Annotated in this window: 1 protein-coding gene; it reads left to right on the top strand. The window is 73.0% G+C overall.

The window, feature by feature from the left end:
• A partial coding sequence (locus H5J31_RS39200) for a type I polyketide synthase (RefSeq protein WP_236005662.1) occupies nt 1-5,767 on the top strand: 5,767 nt, incomplete at its 5' end.
• Nucleotides 5,768-5,806: the final 39 nt, after the last annotated feature.

The following is a 5,806-nucleotide window of genomic DNA, read 5'->3' as shown; positions in this document are numbered from 1 at the left end:
CGACCAGCTCTCGCATCTGGTCGACCTGGTCCGGGGCCACGTCGCCGACGTGCTCGGCCACGGCACCGCGACGTCGGTCGAGGCCGGCCGCGCCTTCACCGAACTCGGCTTCGACTCGCTGACCGCCGTCGAGCTGCGGAACCGGCTCGGCGAGGCGACCGGGCTGCGGCTGCCCGCCACGCTGGTGTTCGACCACCCGAATCCGGCGGCGCTCGCGACCTACATCCGCGCCGAACTGGCCGGTGACGAGGCAGGTGTGGACCTCGATCCGGTCCGCGTGGCCGAGCCGGACGAGCCCATCGCCATCGTCGCGATGAGCTGCCGGTTCCCGGGCGGCGTGAGCTCACCGGAAGACCTGTGGCGCCTGGTCGCCGAAGGGACCGACGCGATCACGCCGTTCCCGTCCGACCGCGGCTGGGACCTCGACCGGCTCTACCACCCGGACCCCGACCACCCTGGCACCAGCTACGCCCGCGAAGGTGGTTTCCTGCACGACGCCGCCGATTTCGACGCGGAGTTCTTCGGTATCTCGCCGCGCGAGGCGGTCACCGTCGATCCGCAGCAGCGGTTGCTGCTGGAGACCGCGCAGGAGGCGTTCGAGCGCGCCGGGATCGACCCCGTCACGCTCAAGGGCAGCGCCACCGGTGTGTTCGCCGGCGTGATGTACGACGACTACGCCTCCCGCCTGGCCGCCACCCCCGAGGGGATGGAGGGCCTGCTCGGGACCGGCAGCGCGAGCAGCGTGCTGACCGGCCGCGTCGCCTACACCTTCGGCCTCGAAGGCCCCGCGGTGTCGGTCGACACGGCGTGCTCGTCCTCGCTGGTCGCCCTGCACTGGGCGGCACAGGCGCTGCGGTCCGGTGAATGCGGACTGGCGCTGGTCGGCGGCGCGACGGTGATGGCCAGCCCCAACCCGTTCATCGAGTTCTCCCGTCAGCGCGGCCTCGCCGCCGACGGCCGCTGCAAGCCGTTCGCGGCCGCGGCCGACGGCACCGCCTGGGCCGAAGGCGCCGGATTCCTGCTCCTGGAACGGCTTTCCGACGCGCGCCGCAACGGACGTCGCGTGCTCGCGGTGGTCCGTGGCAGCGCGGTCAATCAGGACGGCGCGTCCAACGGGATGACCGCGCCCAACGGGCCTTCGCAGCAGCGGGTGATCCGCCGCGCGCTCGCGGCGGCAGGCGTCGAATCGTCCACAGTGGACGTCGTCGAAGCGCACGGCACCGGTACCGCGCTGGGTGACCCGATCGAGGCGCAGGCGCTGCTGGCCACCTACGGGCGGGACCGTGAGGAACCGCTGTGGCTGGGCTCGGTCAAGTCCAACATCGGCCACACCCAGGCCGCCGCCGGACTCGCCGGGATCATCAAGATGGTCGAAGCGATGCGGCACGGCGTCCTGCCCGCCACCCTGCACGTCGACGAGCCGTCCCCGCACGTCGACTGGAGTGAGGGCGAGGTCCGGCTGCTCACCGAAGCGAGGCCATGGCCGGAGGCCGGACGGCCGCGGCGCGCGGCGGTGTCGGCGTTCGGGATCAGTGGCACCAACGCGCACGTCATCCTGGAGCAGGTTCCGGAACCCGCCACACCCGCTCGGACTCCGGCGCCACCGGCGCTCCTGCCGTGGGTGCTGAGCGCTCGCACCGACGACGCGCTGCGCGCCCAGGCCGGACGCCTGCTGGGCACGGTCGGTTTCGCCGACCCGCTCGACATCGGCTACGCCCTGGCGACCACCCGCACCGCGTTCGAACGGCGGGCGGTGCTCACCGGCGACGCGGACGCGCTGCGCACCGGACTGGCCGCGCTCGCCGGTGGCCGGAAGGTTCCCGAGGTCGTCACCGGCCGTGCCGCCGAAGGCAAGCTCGCGGTGCTGTTCACCGGTCAGGGTTCGCAGCGGCCCGGCATGGGCCGCGGCCTCTATGACGCCTTCCCTGTGTTCGCGAAGGCTTATGACGAGGTCGCCGCACTTCTTCCCCTCGACGGTGATCTCGACCGCACCGGCACCGCACAGCCCGCGATCTTCGCCCTGGAAGTGGCGTTGTTCCGGCTCGTGGAATCGTGGGGGATCCGGCCCGATTTCCTCGCCGGGCACTCGATCGGCGAGATCGCGGCCGCACACGTGGCGGGCGTGTTCTCCTTGGAGGACGCGGCGAAACTCGTCGAAGCACGCGGACGGCTGATGGAGGCGCTGCCGGAAGGCGGCGCGATGGTCGCGGTGCAGGCGAGCGAGGACGAGGTGCGCGAGCATCTGTCCGACGAGGTCTGCCTGGCCGCGGTCAACGGGCCCGAGGCCGTCGTTCTGTCCGGTGTGGATGGTCCGGTTCGTGCCGTGGCGGCGGTGTTCGCCGAGCGCGGACGCCGCACCAAGGCCCTGGTCGTCTCGCACGCTTTCCACTCGGCGCTGATGGAGCCGATGCTCGCGGAGTTCTCCGAGCTGGCGAGTTCTCTGGAGTACGCCGAGCCGCGGATCCCGGTCGTCTCCACCGTGACCGGCAAGAGCACCGACGAGCTGACCGATCCGGCCTACTGGGTCCGGCACGTCCGCGAGCCGGTCCGGTTCGCCGACGGCGTCCGTGCCCTCACCGAGGCGGGTGTCACCCGGTTCGCCGAGCTGGGTCCGGACGGCGTGCTTTCGGCGATGGGCGCCGACAGTGCCCCGGACGCGGTGTTCGTCCCGGTGCTGCGCAAGGATCGCGACGAGCGGCAGACCGCCGCCCTCGCCTTCAGCCGGCTGGTCGCGGCGGGTACCGAGGTCGACTGGGCGGCGTTCTTCGACGGTACGGGAGCCCGCGCCGTCGAACTGCCCACTTACGCGTTCCAGCGTGAGCGGTTCTGGCTCGACGCGCCCGCCAGTACCGGCGACGCGACCGGGCTGGGCCTGGCCGACGCCGGGCATCCGCTGCTCGGCGCGACCGTGCCGACGGCAGCCGACGACGGTCTGGTCGGGTACGGCCGGTTGTCCCGTGCCGCCCAGCCGTGGCTCGTCGACCACGCGGTGCTCGGCACCGTGCTGGTCCCCGGCGCGGCACTGATCGAACTCGCCGTCCGGGCGGGCGACGAACTCGGCTGCGCCCGTGTCTCCGAACTGACCCTGGCGGCGCCGATGGTGCTGCCGGAGACCGGCGGCCTCGCCGTGCAGGTCGTGGTCGGGGCCGCGGACGACGACGGACGCCGTCCGGTGTCGATCCACTCCCGGCGTCCGGAGGGCGAATCCTGGACCGAGCACGCCACCGGTCTGCTCGCCCCGGCGAACGCCCACCCGGCGGCCTCGGACGGTGTCTGGCCGCCCGCCGGTGCCGAAGCCCTCGACGTCACGGAGCTTTACCCGGGTCTCGCCGACGCGGGTCTGCAGTACGGGCCGGTGTTCCAGGGACTGACCGCCGCGTGGCTCGTGGGCGACGAGGTCTGCGCCGATCTCGAACTCCCCGCCGCCGCGCACGGCGACGCCGGGAAGTTCGGTCTCCACCCGGCGCTGCTCGACGCCGCGCTGCACGCGATCGGGCTCCTGCCCGGGAACGTCGAGACCACGCGGCTGCCGTTCCTCTGGCGTGACGTCGTCCTGCACGCGGCAGGCGCCACCGCCGCCCGCGTCCGGGTCACCGCGAGCGGCACCGACTCGGTCCGCCTGGAACTCGCCGACGGCGCGGGCGCGCCGGTGCTGACGGTGGGATCGCTGCTGCTGCGCGAGGTCACCGACCTCGGCCCGGGCGCACCGTCCACTTCGGACGCGCTGTTCCGGCTCGGCTGGGCCCAGGTCACCGCCGAGTCCCCGGCGGCGCCGACGGAGATCCTGTCGGCGGTGCCGGAGGCAGGAGACACCCCGGCGGCCACGCACGCGCTGCTGCTGAGCACGCTGGCGAAGCTGCAGGAGTGGCTGGCCGAGGACAAGGAAGCCACGCTCGTGGTGCGCACCGAGAACGCCGTCGCGGTGTCCACATCGGACACCGTCGACCCGGCGTCGGCCTCGGTGTGGGGTCTGGTGCGCAGTGCCCAGTCCGAGCATCCGGGACGCTTGGTGCTGCTCGACGCGGCCGAGGCCGACGTCGAGACCGCGCTGGCCGTCCTCGGCGACGAAACCCAGCTGGCCGTGCGCGACGGCGTCGTCCACGCCGTGCGGCTGCTGACCGCGGCGTCCTCGCCGGACCTCGTGCCGCCGTGGCACGAGCCGGCCTGGCGTCTCGACAGCGTCGTCAAGGGCACCCTCGACAGGCTCTCCTTCGAGCCGTACCCCGACGTGCTCGAACCACTGCTGCCGCGTGAGGTCCGGATCGCCACCCGGGCGGCCGGGACGAACTTCCGCGACGTCCTCAACGTCCTCGGCATGTACCCGGGCGACGCGGGCCGGATCGGTTACGAGGCCGCCGGCGTCGTCACCGACGTCGGGTCCGAAGTGGACGACCTCGTCCCGGGTGACCGGGTGATGGGCCTGGTGCACGGCGGGTTCGGCCCGCTCACCTTCGCCGACCGCGCCCTGCTGGCCAAGATGCCCGAGAGCTGGACGTTCGAACAGGCCGCGTCGGTCCCGCTGGTGTTCCTCACCGCCTACTACGCGCTGACCGACCTCGGCGCGCTGAAGAAGGGCGAGTCGGTGCTGATCCACGCCGCGGCGGGTGGGGTCGGCATGGCCGCCACGCAGCTCGCCCGGCATCTCGGCGCCGAGGTGTTCGGCACCGCGAGCGAGGGCAAGTGGGACGTCCTGCGGGCGGCCGGGCTCGACGACGACCACATCGCGTCGTCCCGGACGCTCGACTTCGAGGACCGGTTCCGCGCCACCACCGACGGGAACGGCGTCGACGTCGTCCTCAACGCGCTGACCGGCGAATTCATCGACGCGTCGCTGCGCCTGTTACCGCGCGGTGGGCGGTTCGTGGAAATGGGGAAGACCGACGTCCGTCCGGACGGGGGCGCCGCGGGGCACCATCCCGGTGTGACTTACCAGGCGTTCGACGTGATCGAAGCGGGCGACCGCCGGATCGCGCAGATGTGGGAGGAGCTGATCACCTTGTTCGACGAAGGCGCGCTCACCCCGCTGCCGGTCCGCACCTGGGATCTGCGCCGCGCCCCGGAGGCCCTGCGTTTCCTGAGCCAGGCCAAGCACATCGGCAAGGTCGTGCTGACCGTGCCGCGCCGTCCGGACACCGGCACGGTGCTCGTCACCGGCGGTACCGGCGGACTCGGCGCGGTGCTCGCCAGGCATCTGGTCACCCGGCACGGCGTCACCGACCTGGTGCTCACCAGCCGTCGAGGCCCGGACGCGCCCGGCGCGGCCGAGCTGGCGGCGGATCTGACCGGACTGGGCGCGACCGTGCGGATCGAGGCGTGCGACGCCGCCGACCGCGCTTCACTCGCGGCGGTCCTGGACCGCACGCCGAAGCTGACCGGTGTGGTGCACGCGGCCGGCGTCCTCGACGACGGCCTGCTCACCGCGCTCACCCCGGAACGGCTCGAGAAGGTGCTGCGGCCCAAGGTGGACGCGGCGTGGAACCTCCACGAGCTCACCCGGGGCCACGACCTGGCCATGTTCGTGCTGTTCTCCTCGGCCGCCGGGGTGCTCGGCGCGCCGGGGCAGGCCAACTACGCGGCCGCCAACACCTTCCTCGACGGGCTGGCGCACCACCGCCGCGGTCTCGGGCTGCCCGCCACGTCGCTCGCCTTCGGTCTCTGGGCCGACGGGATGGGCGGCGCGGCGGACGCGGACCGGATGGGCCGCGACGGGGTCGGCAGTTTCGACCCGGCCGAGGGCCTGGAGCTGTTCGACCTGGCCACCTCCTGAAGATCCGGGTCCCGGAATCGGCGGTGCTGGACGTGGTCT

Origin of the sequence: Amycolatopsis pittospori, assembly GCF_013870525.1 — a bacterium.
Lineage (GTDB): Bacteria > Actinomycetota > Actinomycetes > Mycobacteriales > Pseudonocardiaceae > Amycolatopsis > Amycolatopsis pittospori.
This window is presented reverse-complemented; position numbering and strand designations above follow the sequence as displayed.